This is a genomic window from Halomarina ordinaria, assembly GCF_030553305.1.
Classification (GTDB): Archaea; Halobacteriota; Halobacteria; order Halobacteriales; family Haloarculaceae; genus Halomarina; species Halomarina ordinaria.
Window position 1 is genome coordinate 163,533 of the sequence record NZ_JARRAH010000002.1, and the last position, 23,871, is coordinate 187,403.

A 23,871-nucleotide genomic window follows, 5' to 3' on the forward strand; every position below is an offset into this window, starting at 1 on the left:
TTGAGCCGAAGCGGAACAGTGATACCCTATCACTCGCCTTCAGGGGTATGCACCATCCCGGCCCGCCGCGCTTCGTCTCGGTCGGCGAATCCGTCGAACTGGCCCCACGAACCCCGAACCCGGACGCCTCGTACCGGTGGTCGGTCGCCGACGCGCCCGACGCGAGCGCGTTCGAGACGGGCGACGCACTGTCGGTCGGCGCGCCCGCTGGCTCCCCGCCCCCCGACGCCCGCGAGGACGAGCCGGGACCGGTCGTCCACTTCCACCCCGACGTCGCCGGCACGTACACCGTCACCCTCGACGCGCCGGACGACACGCACGAACTGACGGTCCGCGCCTTCCCCGACGAGCGTCGCGCCGCGCAGTTCTCGGTCGCCGCCGCCGACCTCCCCGTCGAGGAGTCGGAACTGAACGACACCCCGATCTCGGTCAGCGGTCCGTTCAACAACCACTTGCTCGCGACGGAGCGGCCGCGACGCGTCGGCGACGACTACGTCCTCGACGTGCGGTTGCCGCCGGGCGAGTACACCGCCGCGTTCTCGGTGAACGACGACCTCGCCGAGGGCGTCCGCACCGGCGTCGAGGTCGACGGCCCCGGTCGTCCCCGACTCCGACTCGACGCGAGCGTCGCCGGCGACGAGGCGGTCGTCACCGCGACGCCGAAGGCCGCCCCCGACAGCGAGTTCTCCGACGCCGACCTCCCCGTCGAGTTCCACCTCGACGGCCGCGACGACCTCGGCGAGGAGGACGTGCGCATCGACGGCCGCGAACTCCGCGTCCCGGTCGAGGCGCTCCCCGACCGTGCGCGTATCCACGCCGTCACCGCCGGCGAGCGTCGTAGCATCGGCGACACCGTCACCCTCGACGTCGCCGACGCCGGCGGCGACGCAGTGTCCGTCGCCCGTCCGAACGACCCGCCGGAGTGGGCCGAGTCGCCGACGGTGTACGAGATCTTCGTCCGCTCGTTCGCGGGCGAGACGCTGCCGACGACGTTCGCCGAGATCGAGCGCCGCGTCGAGTACCTGGAGTCGCTCTCGGTCGACTGCCTCTGGCTGACGCCCGTGCTCGCCAGCCCGACCACCCACGGCTACCACATCACCGACTACTTCGCCACCGCCTCGGACCTCGGCTCCCGGGAGGCGTTCGAGTCGCTCGTCGACCGCTGTCACGAAGCGGGTATCGAGGTCGTCTTCGACCTCGTCATCAACCACACCTCGCGGGACCACCCCGCGTTCCAGTTGCACTCGGCGGGCGTCGAGGCGTACGCCGACCACTTCCGGCGCGTCGACGCCGACCGCAACGTCGTCGACGTGGGGTGGGCCGACGTCGGCGGGGAGGGCGAGGAGATACCCGAGTACTACTTCAACTGGCAGCGCATCCCGAACCTGAACTACGACTCGCTCTCGGTCCGCCGGTGGATGCTCGACGTGGTCGACGAGTGGGCGGGCGTCGTCGACGGCTTCCGCTGCGACGTGGCGTGGGGGGTCTCCCACGCCTTCTGGAAGGAGGTCCGCGACCGCGTCCCCGACGACTTTCTCCTCCTCGACGAGACCATCCCGCGGGACCCCGACTACCACGAGGGCGAGTTCCAGATGCACTACGACACGACGCTGTACGAGACACTCCGGGACGTCGGTCTGGGCGAGGAACCCGCCGACGCCGTCCTCGACGCGCTCGACGACGCGACGTGGGCGGGCTTCCCGGACGCGGCCGTTCACCTCCGCTACGTCGAGAACCACGACGAGGACCGCTACCTCGACGAGTGCGACGAGGCGTCGCTACGGGCGGCCGCAGCGGCCACGTTCACCGTGCCGGGCGCGCCGATGATCTACTACGGGCAGGAACGCGGCGTCCCGGAGCAGCGCGGCCCGATGCGCTGGTACGACGGCGACGCCGACCTCACGGCGTTTCACCGCGCGCTGTCGTCGCTGCGGGCGGAGACGCCGACGCTCCGCGAGGGACGCGTCGAACCGCTCGAGTACGAGGTCACCGCCGGCGATGAGGGGGCCGAGGCCGACGACGTGACCGCCTACGCTCGCGAGGACGAGAACGGTCGGTACGTCGTGGTCCTCAACTTCGCCGCCGACCCGGCGACGGTGTCGCTGGGCGAACCCGTCGAACCCACGGACCTGCTGTCCGGCGAGGCGGTCGTGGCCGGCGAGGAACTCCGCGTCGCCGACGCCGTCGTACTGCGAGCGGCGTAGTCGACGCCGGCCGGTTCGCCGGCGTTCGGTCACGACGACGCTCGGATCCCGCCGTCGACGCTCCGACTCACTCGGAGACGCGCTGGCCGACACGACGAGCGCCGACCGTGGCGTTTTCGCACCGGCACGGTCTCGGGGGCCAGATGGTCTATCACCGTGTCTTAAGTACCTTTCCGGGACTCATACACGTATGGACGACGCCGCACTCGGGGACGTGCTCCAGCAGTTCGGTCTCTCGGACAAAGAGATAGACACGTACCTCACGCTCTTGGAACACGGCGAGGCGAAGGCGAGTACCGTCGCCGACGCCGCGGGCGTCTCGAAACGCTACGTCTACAGCGTCAGCGAAAAACTCGAAGACCGCGGTTTCGTCTCGGTCAACGACCACGTCGTACCGACGACGATCCGGGCGAATCCGCCAGAGGAGGTCATCGAGTCGCTGACGGAGGACATCGAGACCATGCGCCCGGCCCTGGAGGCGCGCTACTCGAAGGCCGCCCCCGAGACCGAGCGCTTCGAGGTCATCAAGTCGCGCGTGACGGTGCTCAAACGCATCCGCTCGCTCATCGACGACGCCGACGAGGAGGTGACGCTGTCGCTGCCGGCGACGACCCTCGACGAAGTCGCCGACTCGCTCCGCGCCGCCGTCGACCGCGGGGTGTTGGTACTGCTCGTCGTCGCGGACGCCGACAGCGAGCGACAGACCGCACTGGAGGGTGTCGCTAGCGTCGCCCGAGCGTGGGGCGAACCGATGCCGACGATGCTCACCACCGACCAGCGTGTCGGGCTCGTCGCGCCGACGGAGATGATAACCCGGTCGAACAGCGGCGCGCGCGCCATCGCGTTCACCGAACCGCGACTCGGTCCGGTCATCGTCGGCTCGTTTCTCGGCAACTACTGGCCGATGGCCCAGCAGGTGTACGCCGCGGAACCGGCGACGCTCCCGAAAACGTACACGAACTTCCGCCACGCGGTGTTCCAGACGACGCTGCACCTCCGGGCGAACACCTCTCTTCGCGCCCGAATCCGCGGCCGCCGAACCCGCGGTCCGGACAGTCACGACGAGATCGTCGGCCGCGTCGTCGACGTGCGGCAGGGTCTCGCCGCGCCGTCGAACAACGCCTTCCCGGTCGAGAACACGCTCGTCGTCGAGACGAGCGAGGGGCTCGTCACCGTCGGCGGCGGCGGCGCGTTCGTCGAGGACATCGAGGCCGACAGCGTGACGCTCGAACGCGCCGACGTCGACGAGGCGTGACGAGGCGGGCGACTCCCGCCCGGTCGACCGCTCCCCCCGACCGCCAGCGACCCCCCGAACGCGACCAGTGCATCGCCGCTGAGCCACCTCGCATACGGTGCAAATCGCGGCCTGCCGCGTGCGGGTTCAGACGGCTCATCTGTGCACTCCCCTCGACGTTGAGAGGCGGTGAAGTGTCCCGGGTAGTGCCGACGACGTTCCACGTCGACCATACCGAACACGATGTCGACGTGTTCGTCACTGAACAGGGGGTTGCGGACGTACGCGGACTTTCGCCTGTCGAACGAGCCGAGCTCGTGATCGACCGCTGCGCTCACCCCAAATTCCGCCCGAGCCTGCGGGCGTACCTCGACGACGTGAAGGGACAGGAAAATCACATTCCCCACGGCATCGAGCGGGCGGTCCGGTGGCAGGAGTGACACTGTAACGTACCGTGAACTGTCGACAGACGGATACGGTCGTCGTACCGTCTCTCGTCCGGTACCATTGCCCCTCGATTCCGGTGTCTTCCGTGCTTCGGCTCTCTGCTCCGCAAGCTCAGGTCACAGATCGACGAAACGCGGCGCGAAGAGGGAGTCCCCCCGCAGTCGGACGGTCGACTCGCTCAGGCCCCGCCAAGAAAGTACATGTAAGCCACCAGACGTAGCCAGCGAGCAGCACCAAGGCGGTGAGCACCTCAAGCGCCGTGACGTACCGCGGCAGGCGTCCGGATATCGTAGAGGAGCGTTCCTCTCGAACCGTGTGGTCCACGGGTCAACCTTCGAAACGGTCATCGATGCGTACCACCGGAGTTATTGACGTATCGATGTCACTACCGGTCAGGGCGGAAGCCCCGTCTCGTACAGCACCGCCGTAACGATTTGTTGTTTTATCGGGGCGCTAAGGCTTCGTCGGTGGCCGTAGTAATTCGGAAATCAAGCACGACAACGTTCGTGTTTCGCTGTGTCCCCGCATGCGTCTACGTATATCTATCATATTTCTGATTCCCAATATACCATCTGGCCACTATATAATATATCTCAAAATATTAAAATTTTGCTATATTTGCAAACTTATCGCTAAATCTATCGAATTAAGTGTAGATATTTGACAATTAACTACTTCAGATAGTCGTGACAAATAACAGTCGTATTATGTCGAATAGTTATCTGGCCTGAAATATGGGCGCTATTTACTATGTAATAATTCACAATCTTACAATACTGCTCGGCGACGGCGTGATATCCGCGGCCTCCATACGCTCGGTGAACCGCTGGTGGCGTTCGGTACGCTCGCGCTCGGACATCCGTGCGTGCGTCCATATCTTCCCGCTCGTGTCCTGGCGGACTTCGACGTCGTCGACTGCTGGGAGCGCGGCGACACCCTCGCTGATCTCGTCGTGGATATCGAGAAAGTACGTACACCGTTGGGACGTCAGCAGGACGGTGACGTCGACCGTTCCGCCGTCGGCCTCGGTCGCCTCGATTAGACCGAGGTCTACGATGTTCACTGGGTGGTCACTCATACAGCGACAGGGGTCGAGCACCTCCAGTAACTGACCACGGACCGTCGCTTTCAGTCCGTTCGAGAACGGCTGGCCGGGAGTACTCGCCGTTGACGTGGTCAGTCGTCGGCCGTGGCTGTCGTCCAGGTATCGTAGGTCGAACAGGGCGAACACGGTATCCGTGTCAACGCCGTGACCCCCGGGTTCATCGAGACGGCCACGACGAGGGTGGACGGGGAGACGGCCGGCGGTATCCCCGAACGAACGCCGCTGGGTCGTGCCGGACAACTCGGCGGGGTCGCCGATGCGGTACGGTACCTCGCGAGCGACGAGTCGTCGTTCGTCACCGGACACAACCTCGTCATGGACGGCGGCTTTACGGCGTACCGCTCCTTCGCGTAGGAACGTTTATTGACCCTGCCACTGATTCTCAAGCGTATGCTATCCGTAGAGGGCCCTCTCTGTCGTGTCGACGTCGGCGCGCGGGAGGTACACACGGAGACCGTCGATTCGGTTCTGGAATCGTTCATCGGTGGGCGGGGAGTAGCTACGAAACTCGCACACGACCGGCTCCCCTTCGACGCCGACCCCCTCGGCCCGGAGAACGGCCTGTTCTTCACGACGGGACCGATGCAGACGTCGAACATGAGCTTCACTGGCCGGATGAACTGCACTGGTATCTCGCCGCTCACTGGCGGACTCCTCTCGTCGAACGCCGGCGGGTTCATGTCGCGGAACTTCGCCGATACGGGGTACGCAGCCGTCGAACTCACCGGACAGAGCGACGACCTACTGATCGTCCACGTCTCCGACCAGGAGGTAACGTTCGAGGCAGTCCCCAACCTGGTGGGCGCAACGGTTCCGGAGACGACCGACTACATCGAACGAGAACACGACCTCTCGAGCGAACACGTCGCGTGTATCGGCCCGGCTGGCGAGAACCGCGTCCGATTCGCCTCCATCATGACGACCGAATCCCGGGCGTTCGGTCGCGGCGGCCTCGGCGCGGTCATGGGGTCGAAGAACGTGAAGGCCGTCACCTTCCAGGGTGACTCCCGGCGTGACGTGGAGATACCATCGCTCCAGATGGACGTCCATCGAGAGGCGGCGACGGCGGACCACATCATGAAAGAGCAGGGAACGACCAGCGTCACCGACCTCGCGAACGAGGTGGGGGCGCTGCCGACCCGGTACTTCTCGGAACTACGCTTCGAGGGGGTCGAGGGGATCAACGGCGACCGTGTCGGCGAGAAGAAGTACCAGAAGGGGACCTGCTCGTCGTGTGCGTTCGCGTGTAAACTCCCGACGAGAGACGAGGAACGGGGCGTCGAAACCGAGGGGCCGGAGTACGAGACGGTGATGGCGTTCGGCTCCAACTGCAGCGTCGACGACATCGTCGACGTGATGCAGTCGAACGAACTGTGCGACCGCTATGGGATGGACACCATCTCGTGCGGGAACGCCGTCGCTGCCTACCTCGCGGCGACCGACGAGTTCGGGAACGCCGACCTCGTTCACGAGACCGTCGAGAACATCGCTCGTCGTGAAGGCGATGGCGACCTGTTGGCGGAAGGCATCGACCGGTTCCACGAGGAACTCGGTGTCGAGAACTGGACGGTCAAGGGCCTCGACTTCGCGGCGCACGATGGCCGCACGTTGAACGGCCAGGGTCTCTCGTACGCGACGGCCAACCGCGGGGCCGACCACATGTTCACGACGATGTACGCGTGGGAGTACCCGCTCGTCCCGCAGGACGATGCGCTCGAACCGACAGGACTCGATGGCAAGGCACCGCACGTCGTACGACAGGAGAACGCGCGGGCGCTCGAGGACTGCGGCATCGTCTGTCGGTTCTCGCGGAGTTTCATGACGCCCGAACGCTTCGAGGGTCTGTTCGACGCCGACTACGACGACCTGCTCGCAGTCGGGTCACGGACCGTCGAACTCGAACGCCACTTCAACAACCAGCGGGGGTTCGACCGCGCCGACGATACGCTCCCGTACGACCTGCCGGACTTCGAAGCGGCACTCGACGACTACTACGAGCAGCGAGGGTGGAACGCCGACGGGACGGTGCCCGACGACAGCGTGGCAGCCTCGACCGGGGACTGACCGCGTCACTCGGCCTCGGTCCGCGTCGCGGAGCGGGCCGTTGCTCCCGAGCGCCTCGAAGATAGGCGCGTCGCGCGATCAGGTATCAACTGTCGGTTCACGATATCGACCTTCCGCGGTCGATGGACACACGCAGGACTGCTGACAAAAATTACTTACCTGTCTTGGTAGCACGTCTACTGGAATGGCATACAAGGGCTACGAGGACTATTTCGAGAAGAAACTCGTCATCAGCGTAGCGACGACCGGTGGCCACCACGGCAAAGAGGCGAACCCGAACCTGCCCGAGCAACCGGAGGAGATCGCACGGGACCTCGCGGCGTGTGAGGAAGCCGGCGCGTCCATCGCGCACATCCACGCCCGAGACGACGAGGGGGACGGGACGAAAGACGTTGCTCGCTTCCAGGCGATTCGTGACGCCATCGACGACCACTGCGACGACATCATCGTGAACTTCACCACGGGCGGTGGAGGGATCTGGTCACGCGAAGAGCGCATCGCACCGATCTTGGAGACCGACCCTCGACCTGAGATGGCGACCGTCGACCTCGGTCCGATCAATTTTGGTCAGACCCGAACCGCGGTGAACACCCGGGAGCAGAACGAAGAGTACGCAGAAGCGATGCGCGCTGCCAGCGTCAAGCCCGAACTCGAACTGTTCAATCCCGGACACATACCCGAGATGAACCACCTCATCGACGAGGACCTTTTGGAACCTCCCTACTGGTGTACGACCATCTTCGGGATGCAAAACGGGATGCCGGCGGCGCCGCGAAACGTCATAAACTTCGTCGACAACCTTCCCGGAGCGAGTGAGTGGCAAGTGCTCGCGCTCGGTCGCCACCAGTTACCACTCACGACGATGGCGATGACGATGGGGGGGCACGTCCGCGTCGGCATGGAAGACAACGTCTACTATCGGAAGGGGGAACTCGCGGAGAGTAACGCGCAGTTGGTTCGGCGGACGGCACGCATCGCCGCCGAGGTGAACAGACCGGTAGCGACGCCCACCGAGACACGTGAACTGCTCGGCCTCTGATTCTACAACACTCCGTTCCTGGCGAGACGACCCGTGCAGCGTCGCCGACCGGCACCGGATACTCCGATTCACCATCGTCCGATGTAATTGCCACCGTTCATCACACCCACTTCACGTTCGTCGGTCGGAACTCCACGCGACAGTTCCGCTACGGACACACGGAGAGGGCACGACCGACGGTCGACGAGAACGGCCGGGGCGTGTGTCTCCACACGTTCTCGGGCAAACACGCGGTGTGGTACTATTCGATGGTCGGCAAGCCGTTCTGCCTCCACCAGCCGGCGGTCGGGAAAGCGATACTATCGCGCTTCCCGGAGGCGACCGTCGAGCGGAACATCGACCAGTGGGAACTCCCGAGGGCGACGGAGAACACCAGTACCGGTCGGGAACAACCGTTCGACGAACGCCGAGCTATCACCGAGCGGGTTCCTCGTGCAACCACGAGAGACAGAGAGGCGGGGGTGAAACGGTCGGTGTCCCCGTAACCGACACGAACGGCCGTATCGTCGGTGCGTTCAGCGTAGCGAGCCCCGCCAACCGGATGAGCAACGAGTGGTTCGAAGCGCAACTCCCCGGGAGCGTACAGGGGGTCGCCAACGAGTTCGAACTCGAATGCTTCCTTCGCACAGGAAGCTAGCGTCTCCCGGCCAAGGTTCAGCACGCCATTGCTAATAACGAAGATAGATATGTTATTTAGTCGCCGTACCTGCCCGTCCCCACATTCCCTCAACTAGACCAGCACACAATGACCCTGTAGAACGTGAACCTGATGTACCTGTCGTGGTTCTAGTCCAGAGCCCACCAACGCTGATTCAGGACGCTGGGGTAACAGCTGTACACGGCTCGTTCGTTTTTCCTGACAAATACATGTTTGTCATCGCCGTCGACCTCTATGGTCGATCACCCGCTGGAGCCAAGCTCGGACTTCTTACGGTCCGATTCACCACCATCTGTGTCGGGAAGTACGACGCTCTCGTCAACGGTTACTGGTGTCGGGCGTCTGCGTATCCTCCTAGTAGTTCCTCGCGTCAAATGTCGTCGGCCGTCCCAGCTGGTGGTCGACGCCGTTCCAACGCCATCGCTCGACCGAGACGACTCCCTCGTCATCGGTCGTTCGTTGCGATAGTGTTTCTCTCTCACGAACGCCTACTCGTACGTGATGTTCAGTTCGAGTTCGTTGACCGCACCGAGCAGGACACTCGGGAGGTCCTCCTCTAGCAATTGCCCTCGAAGTCGATGGCTGGGCCCGGAGATGACACACGCTCCCAGTACCTCGTCGTCGGGTGCGAACATGGGGACGGCAACGGCGTTGAGGCCCCGCGTGCTCTCGCCCAGCGAGTACGAGACGCCCCGTTCACGGATCGTCGCGAGCTCCTCACCGAGTGCTGCGCGGTTGGTGATGGTAGCGTCCGTCGCGCGGGGAAGGCCATGACGTGCGACTATCTCGGTTACTCGCGCTTCTGGAAGGTTCGCGAGGATCGCCTTCCCGGCAGCGATCTGGTGGAGGTAGAGTCGTTTTCCGACGCGCGTCCTGCTATTGACGCCGTTCGTCCCGACCTCACGGTAGAGGACGATCGGACGGCCCCGTTCCTCGGTGATGAACTGCACGAGTTCCCCGGTCTGCTGACTGAGCGCACGCACCTTTTGCTTGATGCGGTCCGCACCGCGGAAGTTCGCCCGGACTTGCCCGCCGACGTCGAGGAATCGGAGGCCGAGACTGTAGACATCACCGTTCTTCACGACGAAATCCTCGGAACGGAGCGTCGCGAGGTGTTTGTGGACGGTGCTCTTCGAGTAGCCGAGGTCGTCTGCGAGTGTCGTGACGCCTGCTCCGTTGCGCTCCTGCAGCGCCTCGATGAGTGCGAGCGTCGTACCGACCGACTGGACGGCCGCCGTCCCGCTGCCCCTTTCGTCGTCCTCGCTTCGTGACGATGCCATATGTGGTACACATTCTCCAACACACTTAGTGTTTCCTCACGAGAAACCACTTGAGTAGGAGACGGAACCCCGCCCGTTCCGAGACGCTCGCGCTCTACTTTTCCGGGGGTATCAGTGTCGACGGCGAGACGACTATCCGGGGCTCTCCAGTAGAGATTCTTCGGGAGGAATCTCGCCCTGACCGGGGCCGTCGGTACTGTCTGAACGGAATAGTTATACATTCACGTCGGTACCGCTTCGGCAGGGCAACTGTGAACTCCGAGACCATCGCCGTGCTCAGAAACGGGGCGCTCGACCTCTGGAGCGATGGTCGCGGTACGGTACTCCTCGCGGTCGCCAGCGGTTGGTTCCTCTCGATCGGCGTGCGAATGATCTATCCGGTGTTGCTCCCCGCTCTCCGGTCGGCCTACGGGCTCGATCTGACGACCGCCGGTCTCCTTCTGACGGTGCTGTTTCTCGCGTACGCACTGGGACAGTTTCCGGGCGGCGTCCTCGCCGACCGTTTCGGGGAGCGGACCACGCTTACCGCCAGTGCGGTACTCTCCGCGATAACCCTGACGCTGGTCGTGACTGCTGGCTCCACGCTCGTTCTCTTCGTCGCAACGGGACTGTTCGGCTTCGGGACCGCGCTGTACGCGATCGGGCGGTACACCGTTCTCTCGCGGCTCTACACGGAGCGTCTCGGTGCTGCCAACGGTGTGACCGCGGCCTCGCAGGACGCCGGCCAGTCGGTCCTGCCACCGCTCGCCAGCGTGATCGCAGCGGCGTCTCTCTGGCAGTTCGGCTACGGTTTCGTCGTGCCGCTGTTCCTGCTGGCGGCCGGGTCCCTCTGGCTCGTCGTTCCGGCACGTCCTCCGAGCACGTCGGAGGGCGGGGGAGGGTTCACCCGCGACGACCTCGCGACGCTCCGATCGGCGGTACGTCAGCCGCCGGTCGTCTACGGGACGGTAGCTCTCGTCCTCGGGCTCGCCGTCTGGCAGGCGTTCACGAGCTTTTACCCGACGTATCTCGTCGAGCAGAAGGGGCTCTCGACGACTCTCGCCAGCGTCTTGTTCGGCGGCTTCTTCGCGCTCGGTATCTGTATCAAACCGCTTGCCGGCGCGGCCTACGACCGGTTCGGTACGCGCCGTTCGCTGCTCATCGTCGCGAGCGGACCGACGGTCTCCCTCGCGGCCCTTCCGCTGGTCGACGGGTTCCTTCCCCTCGCTGGAATCACGGCACTCACGGCCACGCTGCTCGGCTTCGCGACGGTTCTCGAACCGTCCCTGCTCCGGGCGCTCCCCGCTGACGTCCGGGGGACGGGGTTCGGCATCCTCAGAACGGTCGGCTTCACCGTCGGTGCGACGACACCGGTCCTGTTCGGCGCGGCGGCCGATCGGGGGTTCTTCGACGCCGGGTTCGTAGCCCTGTCCGCCCTCGCGGGCGGTATGTTCCTCCTGGCGTTTCGCATCCCGAGCCCTACCGACTCGAGCTGACCGCACCTGTCTCGTGTAACCGTTCGATCTCGCGCTCGGAGTACGAGAGGGCCGTGAGGATGTCGTCGGTATGTTCCCCTTTCTTCGGCGGAGGCGAGGAGTAGCCGCCGCCGTGTATCCCGGTGCTGAACCGAAACGGGAGTGCCGCGGTCACGACCTCCTCGTCGACCTCCGGGTTGTAGGTGTCGACGAGCATCGACCGGGCGTCGACGTGTTCGTTGTCTTCGACGAGATCTGCGACGGTTCGGACCGCCCCGGACGGGATCCCCGCGTCGAGGAGCTCGACTTCGAGTTCTGTGGACGCAAACGCCTCGAACTCCCGGATCAGCTCGTCGCGGAGCGGCTCGCGGTGCTCGATGCGGTCCTCGATCGTCTCGAACCGTTCGTCCTCGAGCAGATCCGGGCGGTCGAGGACGGAACAGAGCCGCTCGTACATCGCCTCCGAGAGTGTCGCGACGTAGATGTACCCATCGCCGGTCGGGAAGACGCCGTTTGGTGCGCTTCCGATTCCTTTACCGCCAGCACGCTCGGGTAACGCGCCGGTCTGGTCGTAGTTCGTGACCCAATACGACATCCACGAGACGGCCACATCGAACAGCGAGATGTCGATGTGGGTCCCGTCGCCGCCCCGGTCGCGACCGCGGACGGCAGCGAGGATCGCGAACGCGGCGTTCGCCCCCGTTCCGCAGTCGATGAGGCTCGCACGGATACGCGCGGGCGGACGGTCGGCGTAGCCAGTGATCGCCATCAGCCCGGAGATGGCCTGGATGCAGGGGTCGTATCCAGGATACGACTGGTACGGTCCGCTCCGGCCGAAACCGGACAGCGAACAGTAGATCACGTCCTCGTTCCGCTCCGCGACCGACTCGTAATCGAGGTCGAACTTCTCGAGGACGCCGGGGCGGAAGCTCTCGACGACCACGTCGGCTTCGGTCGCGAGTTGGCCGACGATCTCGTGGCCTGCGTCCGTTTTGATGTCGACGCAGAGGCTCTGCTTGCCGTGGTTGAACGGCGCGAAGATGTTCCCGTCCATGAGGTTCCGGAAGTTGTCCCCGGTCGGCGGTTCGACTTTGAGGACGGTCGCACCCATCTCGGCCAACAGTTGCGTACAGACCGGTCCGGCGACCGATTGCGTGAAGTCGACGACTGTGAGGTCGTCTAACGGCTTCATACCACCCACCATGCGACCGGCCGAGAAATGCTTTCGGGAAACAGCATGTGCAACGACGTGCCGTACCATCGCGTGCGGGTGATCTTGGAGCTGCTCTCTCCGAACACAGCGGTGTCACACACCGACCCACACCTTTTTCTTTCGTCTATCGGAAGTCGAGTCGATGCTACTGGTTTCACGACAGGGGGACCGGACCCCCGAACGGTGGTGGCGACCGCAACTGGGCTCGACACCGCTCGTTGGACGAGCCGATTCGAGGGCGGGCTGCCCGCGATGACGACGAACACGACGGGCGACCTCGCATCACGATTCGCCACGGGCACTGCCCTCGGTACGTGGATTTCGATCGGCCACCCGACGGTCGTCGAAGCGGCGGCGAGAGCGGGGTTCGACTTCGTCCTCGTCGACACCGAGCACACCGAGATGAGCCTCGAGACGGTCGCCGATCTCACTCGTGCGGCGGGGGCGGCTCCCGGACCCCTCGCCGTACTCGTCCGCCCCGCGTGGAACGACCCGGTCCGTATCAAACGGATCCTCGACATCGGTGTCGACGGCATCATGGTACCGATGATCGACACCCAGGAGGCCGCCACGGAACTGGTCCGAGCGACGAGGTACCCCCCGGACGGCGCGCGTGGTGTCGCCGCCGGCCGAGCGGCCGATTACGGCCGGAACTTCGTCGAGTACGTCACGGCGGACCACCAGTCGTTGTTTACAATCGCACAGGTCGAAACCCCGACCGGCGTCGACAACGCGGAGGCCATCGCAGCGACGGACGGGATCGACGCCCTGTTCGTCGGGCCGGCCGACCTCTCGGCGTCGCTCGGGGTCTTCGCCGAGTGGACCGCGCCCGAACTCGACGATGCGATGTCGAGCGTCATCGAGGCCGGAGCGACCACCGACACGCCGGTCGGGACCCTCACCGTTCGCGAAGCCGACGTCTCGGAGCGTGTCGAGCGCGGGTTCGACTACCTGATCGCCGGGAAAGACGTGACGACCCTGATCGAAGAGGGCGAACGCATCCGCGAAACCTACGAGGAAAGCGTCACCGACCGAGAGTGACCGATCCCGACCAGTCGACCGCGCCACCAGTCTGTGACCGCCGGTCGTTCGTGGGGTCGAACCACCACCGTTACCGGTTCATCCAGACGCCCGACTGTGGCTCGTAGGGGTCTGTCGGGATCTCCACGAGCGTCGGTCCGTCGCTGTCGATCGCGCGCGCGACCGTCGCGGTGACCTCGTCGGGGGTTGTCGCCCGGTCGACATCGAGACCGAGTCCGTCGGCGACGGTCGTATACGACACTGGGGTCTCCCCCCAGCCGTACTCGCCTTCGTCCATCCGATAGCTCCGACCGGCCTCTTCGCTGATGATCGCGTAGTCGCTGTTGTTGAGTACGACGACCGTCACGTCGATGCCCTCGTCCGCCAGCGTGTGGAGTTCGTGAACACACATCAACAACCCGCCGTCTCCGGTGAGGGCGACGACGTCCTGCTCGGGGTTGGCCAGTTTCGCGCCGATGGCCGATGGGACTCCCGTCCCCATCGTCGCCCACGAGCCCGGGTTCACGTAATCCCGCGGGTTGTACGTCGGGAACGTCAGGAGCGTCCACAGCCGGAACCCCCCCGCGTCGACGGCGACGATCGCGTCCCGTGGTGTCCCCCGACGGATCGCGTCCAGAGCTCCGACCGAAGTCAGCGGTGGGTCCGTCACCCCTCGCAACTCGTCGAGGCGGTCTTCGGTCGCTGTCCGCGTCGTCCGAGCGCGTTCCACGCCGGTTTCGCCGGTTATCGAGCGTTCTGCCAGCGCCTCGTCGAGGGTCGCGAGCGTCCGTGCAGCGTCGGCGACGATGGCGACCGCCGGATCGTAGCCGGTGCCGATGTCGTCCGCATCGAGCGTCACGTGGACCAGGTCGTCCGGAATCTCGATCGACCAGTTGTGGAGCGAGACGGCGTCGAAGTCCGTCCCGACGCCGAGTGCGGCGTCGGCGTCCGCGAGTAGCGCTTTCACGGCCGTACCCGTACCACCACAGAGCACCCCCGCGGAAAGCTCGTGGTCGTCCGGGAAGACCGCTTTGCCCTTGTACGTGAGCACGACCGGTGCCGCTATGCGCTCGGCGACGGCCCGCAGTTCGTCGCTCGCGTCGGCCGCTCGGACACCACCTCCGGCGACGATGATCGGCTTCGAGGCGTCCGCGAGCAGGTCGGCAGCGGCCTCGACCTTCGACGTGAGCCCCCCGTCGACCGATTGCAGGTCGACCGCCTCCCGCTCGGCGAGTTCGACGTCCATCTTCAGGAAGTTCTTCGGAATCCCGATTCGGACCGGCCCCTTCGGAGCGGTCCGTGCGACATCGATCGCTCGCTGCAGTTCGGCAGCCGTACTGTGAGGCGTCTCGACGGTGATGTTCTCCTTCACGACGTTGTCGTAGGTGTCCGGCGGGGTTTCGTGGATACCGTCGCCGCCCCGAATCTCCGGTTCGGTTTCGACCGCGATGTGGACGAGCGGCGTACAGTCGTTCAACGCGTTTTTCAGTCCGTTCATCGCGTTCATATCGCCCGGTCCGGGGATGACCACCGTGGCTGCCATGTCACCGCTGGTTTCTGCGTACCCCCACGCCTGATGGGAGACGGCGGTTTCGTGGCGAGCCATCACGAACCGGATGTCGTCACGGTTGTCGATCGACTCGTTCAGCGGAAGTGACTGTTTGCCGGGGATGCCGAACAGTGTGTCGACACCGTTCTCGACCAGACACCCGATAATTGCCTCGTTGACCTCCATGGCCGTAGTGAGGTGGATACCGGTGTAAAGGTTTAGGCTGGCTGGTCCGGACGGGTCCCGAACGGTTCGTCTCCGTCGTCCGTCCCCCGCCACGTTCGCGAGGGATGAGCACCCGGCCGTGACCTACGCGCTCACTCTCGGTCGGTGTACAACCCGTCCGGATCGAGTTCCTCTCGAATCAGTCGTACCTCCTCGTCGGTCGGTTCCGAGGTCCTCCCGTAGTCGTCGGCGAACGGAATCTCCCACCCGGTCGCGGCCCGGACTTCCTCGCGCGTCGTCGTCGGGTGGAGCGCGTCGACGTACATCTCGCCGCCGTCGTCGAACCGGCAGACGGCCAGGTCGGTGATGACCGCCTCGGGTCCGCCGGAGAGACCGAGTTCCTCCCGGCCCCGCCGACCGTCGACGTATCCGGGACTCGTGACGAAGTCGACCGCTTCGGGGAACCGCCGCGCGGAGTGAGGAGTGACGATCAACGTCCGATCGACGTGCCCCGCGATCTCGCAGGCACCGCCGCTTCCCGGAAGTCGGACTGTGGGGTCGTCGTAGTCGCCGATGACCGTCGAGTTGATGTTCCCGTACTTGTCGATCTGCGCACCCCCGAGAAAGCCCACGTCGAGGCGACCGGCCTGCAGGTGGTAGTTGAAGCTGTTTCGCATCGGTTCGATCGAGACCGACCCCGAGGCCAGCACCGGGTCACCGATCGAGAGCGGCGGAGACGACGGGTTCGAGCCGATCGTCCCCGACTCGTAGACCATCCGAAGATCCGGTGCGTGCGTGCGCTTGGCGACGTTGCACGCCAAGTTCGGTTTGCCGATGCCGACCAGCACCGAATCGTCGTTGTCGAGCTCCCTCGCCGCCGCGACCACCATCAGTTCGCTGTTCGTGTAGTTCATCGAACTCCCTCCGTGCCCCCGGCGAGACGGTGGGTTCCGCCGGCTCCCCGACGGACCGGGTGCGTGTCAATCATCGGTACGCCCCCATGTCCACCGGTGTGGCGTAGTCTCGGTCCGGTTCCAACTCGAGCAGCCGGTCGACGCCCAGCTTCTCGATATATTCCCGTCGGTTCTCGACACCGTAGACCCACTCGTCGAGCCACGCTTCGACCCGATCAGCGTCGCTGGCGACCTCGGCCCATTCGATGTACGCGTCGTTGTCCCGCCCGTAGTAGCCCTGCGCGTACGACGGATGGGAGCCGTAGGGGTCGTGTACGACGTAGTCGACGTCGTCGCTCGTGACGACCGTCCGGTTCGGATCGCTACGGATGGTCCGCTCCGTACAGATCTCTTCTACGGCGAGTACAACCGTTTCGGCGGCCAGTGCGGCGATCTTCACCTCGCCCTGGATGCCCCAGAGGTGCGCGTTGCCCGTCTCGTCGGCCCGCTGGGCGCGGACGACCGCCACGTCCGGCTCGATCGGTGCGACGGCGTAGACGTCGTCGTCGTCGAACGGGCTCTCGATCCGGGCGATGTTGTCGTTGTGGTCGGGCAGGTCCGAGCCGATGAACCCCCGGAGCGGGGCGAACGGGAGGTTCGACGCGCCCGCGTCGAGCGCGGCGATCAGACCGAAGTGCGTGTACTCCTCGAGTTCGAGTTCGGTCGGCACGCCGTCCTCGACTGCCCGTCGAAACGCGGGCAAGCTTCCGACCCCGGGGTTTCCAGCCCACGAGAAGGTCGCCTTCCGCGCGCAACCGGCCGCGATCAGTTGGTCGTACACCAGGTCGGGCGTCGCCCTGATCAGTTCGAGATCGCGCTTTTCCTGCCGGATGATCTCGTGACCCGCGGCGAACGGAATGAGGTGCGTAAACCCAGCGAGGCAGACACTATCGCCGTCGGAGACGCCGTGACCGATAGCGTCTCGCATCGTAGTGACAGTACTCATGAATGCGTTGTCTACGGTAGTCGATAGCAGAACCCACACATAACGATTGTCCTTGTGGAAGCACGCACGACTGCTGGTCGATCGGGGGTTCTCGGCGTCTTCCACCGTGACTCACGCGTAGGTCCGTCGTCCGATCTCCCGGGCCTCGATCTCGTCCCAGTCGTACTCGACGCCGAGCCCCGGGCCCTCGGGCACCCGCACGTGTCCGTCTTCGTCGACGGTATCGAGCATATCGGAGTAGTCGTCGGCGTACACCGGCGGCTGTGTGTTCGGGCAGATCGGATGGACGAGCGCCACCTCGTAGTAGTTGGTGTTGCGCGTCGCGGCGATGCAGTGACGCTGTGCCGGCCCCGGCGCGTGGTACTCGACGTCCAACCCGAACCCCTCTGCCATGTGAGCGATCTTCATCGCCCCGGTGATCCCACCATCGTACTCGGGGTCGGCCCGCACGAAGTCGGTCGCCTCCGTCGCGACGAAATCCGTGTGCGCTTCGAGCCCCCGGACGTGTTCCGTCTGGAGGATCGGGGTTTCGAGGGACTCGCGAAGCTTCCGGTGGGCATGCTGTGAGACGCCACCGTCTCGATACGGGTCCTCGTACCACAGAAAGTCGGCATCGTCGCAGGCTCTGCCGATCTTCAACGCGTCGGCGAACGTGGCCGGATTGCAGGCCGGATCGAGCATCAGATCCATCTCCTCGCCCACACGCCGGCCGACCGTTCGGACGACCGCTGCCGTCTCCTCGGGAGCCGTCCAGTCGCCGCCCCAGTCGTGTATCTTGAACCCCTGATACCCCATCTCGAGACACGCCTCAGCGAAGTCGGCGTACGCCTCGGGCGAGTCGAGCCCCCCGTTCCGGTCGCCCTGATACGTCGAGGCGTAGGCTGGGAAGGAATCGCGGTAACTGCCGAGCAGTTCGTGAATCGGCGCGTCGTAGTACTTCCCGGCGAAATCCCACAGCGCGATGTCGATCGGACCCATCCCCATCCAGTCGTACTTGCGGAGCGCACGCTTGAACGCGCTCCAGTGGCGCTCGCGCTCGAGGGGGTCCTTCCCGATCAGGTAGTCCGCGATCATGTTGAGTTGTGCAGCACCGGGGGAGTTTCCACCGACGTACTCGCCGGTGGTCCCGTCGTCCGTGTGGACCCGCAGTGCGAACAGTTTCCGTTCGCTCGTCGTACCTGGCTCGTAAACGATGCTGAAACCGTTCGGTGCGTATCCGACGTCCGGCAGGTCGTAGCCGAATTCGACGGATTCGATGCGCGTGATCGTCGGTGACATCGATACGCCGACACATAGCGAACGAAGCTCAAATGCGTTTGCATCGCGGTGAAATATCTCCGTAGAATGACTGGTCGAGGTGGCCTCACGAACGACGGCGCGCACGACACGTCATCTGCCGGCCCAGGGATGTCTTATCGCCCGAAGGTTCGGTCGGGTGACCCCTCGCGTCCACCGGGAGGGGCCGAGCGCTCTCCCAGACAGGGACGTTCAGCGCTGACGGAGGCGGGGACGGCGTGTCAGCTCCCCTCGCGGGCGTCGACGTGGTCCGTCTCGACCGACATACGGCGGATAGTTTATGAACGACGGCGAGGAACACAGCGTGAATGGGTGTCACTATCGACGAGGTCGAAACCGTAGCGGTCGTCGGCGCGGGACAGATGGGACGGGGCATCGCCGCCGTCGCGGCGCTGTCGGGGTACGAGACGGCACTGACCGACATCGACGAGTCGCAACTCGAGGACGCGAACGAGGCCATCGAGTGGTCCTACGGGAAGGCCGTCCAGCACGGCGACACGACCGAAGCGGGGGCCGATGCCGCGCTCGAGCGAGTGACCTTCACCACCGACTTCGAGGCGGCGGTCGGTGACGCGGAGTTCGTCACCGAAGCGGCGGTCGAACAGCAGGCGGTCAAGGAGGACATCTTCGCGGATCTCGACCGCGTCGCACCCGAGGACGCCATCCTCGCGACGAACACGTCCGGACTGAACGTCACTCGACTCGCCGAGACGACCGCGGCTCCGGAGCGCGTCGTCGGCACTCACTGGTTCAACCCCCCCATGCTGATGGAACTGGTAGAAATCGTCATGACGGAACACACACCCCGGGCAACGGCCGACACCGCGGCGGCGCTCGTCGAGTCGTTCGGCAAGACACCGATCCGCTGTCGGATGGACGTTCCGTCGTTCATCGTCAACCGGTTGATGCGACCGTACGGCGAGGGGCCGGCGTGGATGGTGTATCGCGGCGAACACGCCATCGAGGAGGTCGACTCCGCGATGAAGTACGGCGAGGGGTTCCCGATGGGGCCGTTCGAACTCGCCGACTTCACGGGCGGCATCCAGATCCGCGTCGAAGGGGAGGCGGACCATCTCGAGGACGACCGACCGATGGCCTACGATACCGGCGTCTGTCCACTCCTTCACCAGCTCTATGAGAAGGGCCGGTACGGTCGGAAGACCGACGCCGGCTACTACGAGTACGACGAGCGCGACGAGCCCCGGATTCCGGTCGACGCCGGACAGGGGTTCGACTCGCTGCTGGTGTGGGCACCGATCGTCAACGAGGCCGCCAAGATGGTTCAACACGGTGTCGCCAGCGCCGAGGACATCGACACCGGTGCACGACTCGGCGGTAACTGGCCGACGGGGCCGTTGGAGAAGGCCGACGAAGTCGGTGCAGACGTCGTCGTGCGGAGGCTGACCGAGGTCGCGAGCCGCCACGAGAGCACGAACAAACTCGCGGAAACCCTCCCCTGTGACCTACTCGTCGAGAAGGCGAAAACGGGCGGGACGTTCCACTGAACCAGCCGCCGAGGAGCCTCGAAACGGTCACAGCGCCTCCCCGTGCGCCGGGCACTATTTCGCTGCTCGGTCGAGAGAGACGGACACGTTAGTCGCGGCCGACCCCGACCACCAACGCTTACCACGGAACGTGAGAAATGGTAGCCGATGACAGCTACCGAGCCGGTCTCCATCGCCGGGGCGTTCGAACACCCCACCAGAGAGGCCCCCGACAAGTCGACGATGCAGTTACACGCGGAGGTCGCGAAGGGGGCGCTCGAGGATGCGGGTCTCGAGAAACGCGACGTCGACGGCTACTTCACGGCCGGCGTCCCGGAGTACGAGACGGGACTGTCGCCGCTCGTCATGGCTGATTACCTCGGCCTCGATCCGTCCTACACCGACACGACCGACTTCGGGGGGTCGTCGTACGTCGCACACGTCGGGCACGCCGCGAGCGCTATCCGCGACGGGCGGTGTGACGTCGCACTCGTGACGCTCGCCGGCCGTCCCCGGTCGCGTGGGCAGGCGACCGGCTCGGGGGCTCGCGAGCTCCGGACCTTTCAGGACAGCTTCGAGCGCGTCTACGGGGCGACGAACGTGACGATGTACGGTATGGCCGCACAGAGACACATGCACGAGTACGGAACGACGAGCGAGCAACTCGCGGAGATCCGAGTCGCGGCGTCGCACCACGCCCAGTACAACGAGCACGCGATGTACCGGGAGCCGGTGTCGGTCGACGACGTCGTCGACTCGCGGATGGTCGCCGACCCGCTGCACCTCCTCGACTGCTGTGTCGTCTCGGACGGCGGTGGCGCGCTGGTCGTCGTTTCCGAGGACGTCCGGTCGAAGCTAGACCGGGACTGCGTCGAACTCCTCGGCTTCGGTGAGGCGATCGGTCACCACGACGCCGGACGGATCGATGTCACGACGACCGCCGCGGACCGCTCAGGCTCACGTGCCTTCGCTGAAGCCGGCCTCGGCCCCGAGCACGTCGAGTACGCGTCGATCTACGACTCGTTTACCGTAACGGTCCTCGAGGCCATCGAGGATCTGGGCTTCTGCGAGAAAGGTGAGGGTGGCCCGTTCGTCGAGGGGGGAACGCTCCAGGCGCCCGACGGCGACCTCCCCTTCAACACCGACGGCGGCGGGTTGTGTTCGAACCACCCGGCCAACCGCGGTGGTATGACGAAGGTCATCGAGGCGGTCCGCCAACTCCGGCGCGAGGCGAACCCCGAAGTACAGGTCGACGCCGACGTCGCACTCGCCCACGGCACGGGTGGGAGTCTCGGGACGCGCCACGGTGCGGCGACCGTCGTACTCGGGAGGGAAGACCGATGACCTGGGAGCCCCGTCCGGTTCCGGACGTGACGCCGGAGACCGAACCCTACTGGACGGCCGCTGGGGACGGTGAGCTTCTCGTGCGCAAGTGTCATGACTGTGGCCTCGTCTACCACTACCCCCGGTCGCTGTGTCCCGACTGCTTCAGCGAGGCCGTCGAGTGGTGTGAAACGTCTGGCCACGGCGAGATATACTCCTACTCGGTGGCCCGCACGATGAGCGGCTGGCCGGACGAGGACCTTCCGCTCGTGCTGGCGTACGTCGAACTCGAGGCAGGACCGCGAATCATGTCCATCGTCGACGCCGACCCGTCCGCCGTCGAGATCGGCACGCACGTCGCGGTCCGGTTCGTCGACGCCGCCGACTCGACCATCGCGGTTCCGGTGTTCGTCCCCGTCACCGACTGAGCCATTCCCCCTCGTTCAGGTTGGAACGACGGTGGGCCCGCTTCCGGGAACCCTGCATACCGGTTCTCGTGAGCGACGTACACATCCGTGACGGCGACCATCGACATCCCGAGGGCGTGCGGGCCAACGTCCGCGGAGATGTCAGTGATGACACCGTCGTCTTTCAGTCGGGTCAGTCGATAGTGGACCGCCGACTTCCACAGACCGAACCCATCAGCGAGTCCCTCGAGGTTCTTGTCGTCGTTCCGCTCTACCTCGCGGAGGATGTCGATATCCTTTCGTCGAGGTCCGGGGGACGTCGGCGTCTCTCGTGGAGGTCCGTACTGGCCTCGGCGTAACAAGAGTCGACGGCCCGTGTGGTAGAGCGAGTATTCAGAACACGGCTTCGATCGACGACCCGAGCGTTTCTATCGCGGCTTCGATCTCGTCGGCGGTCGTGCACAGGGGCGGGGCGAGGATGATCTGGGTCGTCGGACGACCGCCCCCCACGAGGACACCGCGATTCATCGCTTCGCTGATCACGTCCGTGACTGGGTTGTCCCCCTCGTCGGTCCGCGGGTCGTGGAACGGTGCTCCCGTCTCCGGGTCGGCGAACTCGACGGCACGGAGGAACCCTCGTCCACGCACGTCGGCGACGGCGTCGTGCTCTCGCTCGAGGGCTGCGAGCCCGTCGGCGAAGTCGTCTTGTGTCGCCCGGACGTTCTCGAGCAGTCCGTCGGCGTACTCGTCGAGGGCGGCGACACCGGCGGCGCAACTGACTGGGTGGCCGCCGAACGTCTGTCCGAGGTCGAACCCGTCAGTACGTACGTGGTCCGCGATTTCCGGACGCATGATCACGCCCGCGAGCGGTGCGTAGGCGCTGGTCACGCCCTTCGCGAACGTCAGGAGATCCGGCTCGATATTCTCGGTCTGGACGCCGAACCAGTCCCCACAGCGGCCGAATCCGGTGATCACCTCGTCAACGATCATGAGGATGTCGTACTCGTCACAGAGCTCGCGGACCCGTTCGAAGTAGCCCGGCGGGGCCGTGTACGCGCCGCTCGTGCCGGCGATCGGTTCCGTCAGCACGGCCGCGATCGTATCCGGCCCTTCGTTCCGGATGACGAACTCCAGGTGGTCGGCTGCGGCTTCCGCGAGCGCTTCGGGCGTGTCCGCATTGAACGGCGAATTGTACGTCATCGGCGGCAGGAACTTCACAGCTCCCGTCGTCGACGCGTGGGCTTCGAGCGGCGCGCGAGTCGCCGGATCACCGGTCATGCTCCCCGCACCGTAGGTCGATCCGTGGTAGGACCGCCAGCGGGAGAGCACTTTCGGTGCGTCCGCAAAGTCACGGGCGATCGTCATCGCGAGTTCGTTCGCCTCGCTGCCCGACACCGAGAACTGGACGTTCGACAGCGAATCGGGGGCGACCGCGACGAGTGCGTCGCTCAGGTCGGTACGAGCCGGTGTTCCCTTCGCGGGAGAGACGTACTGGATCCGTTCGAGCTGTTCGGTCATTGCGTCCACGATGGCCTCGTTTCCGTGTCCGGCATTGACACAATACAGCTGTGAGACGAAGTCGAGATACTCGGCTCCGTCATCGTCGACGACACGCGTGCCGTCGCCGTCAGTGAACGTGATTCCCGTCTTCGATGGATCGTACCAGTGTGGGATGTTCGTGGACGCTTCGTCGGTCCGTTCGGCTGAGTCGTTGAGCATGGGTCGATTGTCGTGATAGGGAGGACGTTCAGGTCGAACTCGGTTCCGTCGAGTATCGGGAGTCACCGCTCCCGATCGTCAGCGACCGGTCACCGTGTCTGGGATCTCGAACGCCGGATCGGGGTCGCTCGTCGGACGATCGTGGAACGCGTGCCATCCGTTCACAGGTGTATGGAGTACCGATTAATCAATCTTTCTGCAGTAATGCAATTTCGAGTATGAGATACCACATATAGAAGGGGGATTCGGACCGAGTAATCCACTCCGAGACATTCTTGAACGTTTTTCCACGCCACCGCTGGCGATATTCT

19 protein-coding genes and 2 pseudogenes are annotated in these 23,871 nt (G+C 65.0%); 12 read left to right on the top strand and 9 right to left on the bottom strand.

The genetic code is table 11. The annotated features are described in order from the left end of the window. Positions 1-47: 47 nt before the first annotated feature. The 3 genes from P1Y20_RS15680 to P1Y20_RS15690 all read left to right on the top strand — a co-directional run bounded on the left by P1Y20_RS15680 (position 48) and on the right by P1Y20_RS15690 (position 3,878). Positions 48-2,204, top strand: a complete 2,157-nt coding sequence (locus tag P1Y20_RS15680; RefSeq protein ID WP_304449646.1) for an alpha-amylase family glycosyl hydrolase — start codon at positions 48-50, stop codon at positions 2,202-2,204. Between the two features lie 190 nt (positions 2,205-2,394). Then, positions 2,395-3,459, top strand: a complete 1,065-nt coding sequence (locus tag P1Y20_RS15685) for a TrmB family transcriptional regulator (RefSeq protein ID WP_304449647.1) — start codon at positions 2,395-2,397, stop codon at positions 3,457-3,459. Continuing rightward, the gene (locus P1Y20_RS15690; RefSeq protein WP_304449648.1) at positions 3,456-3,878 is read left to right on the top strand and encodes an acetyl-CoA hydrolase/transferase C-terminal domain-containing protein; all 423 of its coding nucleotides are present in this window, start codon (positions 3,456-3,458) and stop codon (positions 3,876-3,878) included. The genes P1Y20_RS15685 and P1Y20_RS15690 overlap by 4 nt, the downstream gene beginning before the upstream one ends. Before the next feature lie 767 nt (positions 3,879-4,645). On the opposite strand, the gene P1Y20_RS15695 is transcribed toward P1Y20_RS15690, so the two are convergent. Continuing rightward, positions 4,646-5,116, bottom strand: a complete 471-nt coding sequence (locus P1Y20_RS15695) for a metal-sulfur cluster assembly factor (RefSeq protein ID WP_304449649.1) — start codon at positions 5,114-5,116, stop codon at positions 4,646-4,648. On the opposite strand from P1Y20_RS15695, the pseudogene P1Y20_RS15700 reads away from it, so the two are divergent. From P1Y20_RS15700 to P1Y20_RS15715, 4 genes and pseudogenes are all read left to right on the top strand, one after another. Beyond that, positions 5,114-5,344 (top strand): annotated as a pseudogene (locus P1Y20_RS15700) (SDR family oxidoreductase); the annotation flags it as partial. The gene P1Y20_RS15695 and the pseudogene P1Y20_RS15700 sit on opposite strands and share 3 nt — an antisense overlap. A gap of 36 nt (positions 5,345-5,380) precedes the next feature. Next, positions 5,381-7,054, top strand: coding sequence for an aldehyde ferredoxin oxidoreductase family protein (locus tag P1Y20_RS15705; RefSeq protein WP_304449650.1), 1,674 nt, complete (start codon positions 5,381-5,383; stop codon positions 7,052-7,054). A gap of 184 nt (positions 7,055-7,238) precedes the next feature. Further along, entirely contained in the window at positions 7,239-8,093 is an 855-nt protein-coding gene (locus P1Y20_RS15710; RefSeq protein ID WP_304449651.1) for a beta-keto acid cleavage family enzyme, read from the top strand. Between the two features lie 86 nt (positions 8,094-8,179). After that, positions 8,180-8,578 (top strand): IclR family transcriptional regulator domain-containing protein, encoded by a 399-nt coding sequence (locus P1Y20_RS15715; RefSeq protein WP_465261622.1) that lies wholly within the window; start codon positions 8,180-8,182, stop codon positions 8,576-8,578. Between the two features lie 661 nt (positions 8,579-9,239). Here P1Y20_RS15715 and P1Y20_RS15720 read toward each other — a convergent pair. Next, positions 9,240-10,031: an IclR family transcriptional regulator gene (locus P1Y20_RS15720; RefSeq protein ID WP_304449653.1), complete on the bottom strand. Its 792-nt coding sequence runs from the start codon at positions 10,029-10,031 to the stop codon at positions 9,240-9,242. Between the two features lie 251 nt (positions 10,032-10,282). Here P1Y20_RS15720 and P1Y20_RS15725 point away from each other — a divergent pair, with 251 nt between their 5' ends. Then, positions 10,283-11,506 (top strand): MFS transporter, encoded by a 1,224-nt coding sequence (locus P1Y20_RS15725; RefSeq protein WP_304449654.1) that lies wholly within the window; start codon positions 10,283-10,285, stop codon positions 11,504-11,506. On the opposite strand, the gene P1Y20_RS15730 is transcribed toward P1Y20_RS15725, so the two are convergent. Then, positions 11,490-12,677, bottom strand: a complete 1,188-nt coding sequence (locus P1Y20_RS15730; protein ID WP_304449655.1) for a CaiB/BaiF CoA transferase family protein — start codon at positions 12,675-12,677, stop codon at positions 11,490-11,492. The two genes, P1Y20_RS15725 and P1Y20_RS15730, sit on opposite strands and share 17 nt — an antisense overlap. Before the next feature lie 27 nt (positions 12,678-12,704). Here P1Y20_RS15730 and P1Y20_RS15735 point away from each other — a divergent pair, with 27 nt between their 5' ends. Beyond that, on the top strand, positions 12,705-13,739 hold the full coding sequence (locus tag P1Y20_RS15735; protein WP_304449656.1) for an HpcH/HpaI aldolase family protein: 1,035 nt from the start codon (positions 12,705-12,707) through the stop codon (positions 13,737-13,739). Between the two features lie 70 nt (positions 13,740-13,809). Here P1Y20_RS15735 and P1Y20_RS15740 read toward each other — a convergent pair whose 3' ends face one another. The 4 genes from P1Y20_RS15740 to P1Y20_RS15755 all read right to left on the bottom strand — a co-directional run bounded on the left by P1Y20_RS15740 (position 13,810) and on the right by P1Y20_RS15755 (position 18,609). Then, the gene (locus tag P1Y20_RS15740; RefSeq protein ID WP_304449657.1) at positions 13,810-15,453 is read right to left on the bottom strand and encodes a thiamine pyrophosphate-binding protein; all 1,644 of its coding nucleotides are present in this window, start codon (positions 15,451-15,453) and stop codon (positions 13,810-13,812) included. A gap of 131 nt (positions 15,454-15,584) precedes the next feature. Continuing rightward, on the bottom strand, positions 15,585-16,346 hold the full coding sequence (locus tag P1Y20_RS15745) for a CoA-transferase subunit beta (protein WP_304449658.1): 762 nt from the start codon (positions 16,344-16,346) through the stop codon (positions 15,585-15,587). Positions 16,347-16,416: 70 nt separating this feature from the next. Beyond that, complete coding sequence (locus tag P1Y20_RS15750; RefSeq protein WP_304449659.1) at positions 16,417-17,313, bottom strand: CoA transferase subunit A; 897 nt, start codon at positions 17,311-17,313, stop codon at positions 16,417-16,419. 129 nt (positions 17,314-17,442) lie between these two features. After that, positions 17,443-18,609, bottom strand: a complete 1,167-nt coding sequence (locus P1Y20_RS15755; RefSeq protein WP_304449712.1) for an enolase C-terminal domain-like protein — start codon at positions 18,607-18,609, stop codon at positions 17,443-17,445. 326 nt (positions 18,610-18,935) lie between these two features. Here P1Y20_RS15755 and P1Y20_RS15760 point away from each other — a divergent pair, with 326 nt between their 5' ends. The 3 genes from P1Y20_RS15760 (at position 18,936) to P1Y20_RS15770 (ending at position 21,862) form a co-directional block, all read left to right on the top strand. After that, a complete protein-coding gene (locus P1Y20_RS15760; RefSeq protein ID WP_304449660.1) occupies positions 18,936-20,132 on the top strand; it encodes a 3-hydroxyacyl-CoA dehydrogenase in 1,197 nt (398 codons plus the stop codon). A gap of 147 nt (positions 20,133-20,279) precedes the next feature. Then, on the top strand, positions 20,280-21,455 hold the full coding sequence (locus P1Y20_RS15765) for a thiolase domain-containing protein (RefSeq protein WP_304449661.1): 1,176 nt from the start codon (positions 20,280-20,282) through the stop codon (positions 21,453-21,455). Then, positions 21,452-21,862, top strand: a complete 411-nt coding sequence (locus tag P1Y20_RS15770; protein ID WP_304449662.1) for a Zn-ribbon domain-containing OB-fold protein — start codon at positions 21,452-21,454, stop codon at positions 21,860-21,862. The genes P1Y20_RS15765 and P1Y20_RS15770 overlap by 4 nt, the downstream gene beginning before the upstream one ends. A gap of 203 nt (positions 21,863-22,065) precedes the next feature. Here P1Y20_RS15770 and P1Y20_RS18800 read toward each other — a convergent pair. After that, positions 22,066-22,203, bottom strand: a pseudogene (locus P1Y20_RS18800) (hypothetical protein); the annotation flags it as partial. Positions 22,204-22,234: 31 nt separating this feature from the next. Then, the gene (locus P1Y20_RS15780) at positions 22,235-23,560 is read right to left on the bottom strand and encodes an aminotransferase family protein (protein ID WP_304449664.1); all 1,326 of its coding nucleotides are present in this window, start codon (positions 23,558-23,560) and stop codon (positions 22,235-22,237) included. Positions 23,561-23,871 lie beyond the last annotated feature (311 nt).